Origin of the sequence: Clavibacter lycopersici (assembly GCF_003576405.1) — a bacterium.
Classification (GTDB): Bacteria; Actinomycetota; Actinomycetes; order Actinomycetales; family Microbacteriaceae; genus Clavibacter; species Clavibacter lycopersici.
Window position 1 is genome coordinate 1 of the sequence record NZ_QWGT01000531.1, and the last position, 508, is coordinate 508.

The following is a 508-nucleotide window of genomic DNA, read 5'->3' on the forward strand; positions in this document are numbered from 1 at the left end:
GTGCGGCTCGTCGCGACCGGGCCGGCGAGCGCGGTGCCCGCGTCGCGGCGCACGCGGGCGACGTCGACGAGGGAGTCGGCGAGCCGGTCGAGCGACCGCGCGAGCGGCGCTCCCGTGCGATCGGCGACCTCCAGCCCGGCGGCGAGCGCGCACCACGACCGCGCGCTGGCGCCGGCTCCCGACCCCGCGGCCGTGGCCGCCGCCGCGACGCGCGCCGCGAGGGGAGCGGATCCGGCACCGGCGGCGACCCGACGGATCAGGGCGGGCACCTGGCCCTCACCACGCCGCGGCCGCCCGCCGGGAGGCGCCAGCTGCGACCACGCGCGCTCGAGATGCAGCCCCGCCCCCAGCAGCACCGCGAGCCGTCGCACGAACGCGGCGATCTCCTCCGCCTCCTCGACGACCGCCTCGTCGCCCGCGCCTCGGATCCGCAGGCGGACCGCCAGCGCGCGCCCCATCACCCGCGGCTCCCGCGTGCATCCGCCGAAGCGGACGTCGAGGCAGACGC

General features: G+C 80.7%; 1 pseudogene. It reads right to left on the reverse strand.

Annotated features, from left to right (window positions below):
• Positions 1-458: pseudogene (locus DZG00_RS16380) on the reverse strand (type II secretion system F family protein); the annotation flags it as partial.
• Positions 459-508: the final 50 nt, after the last annotated feature.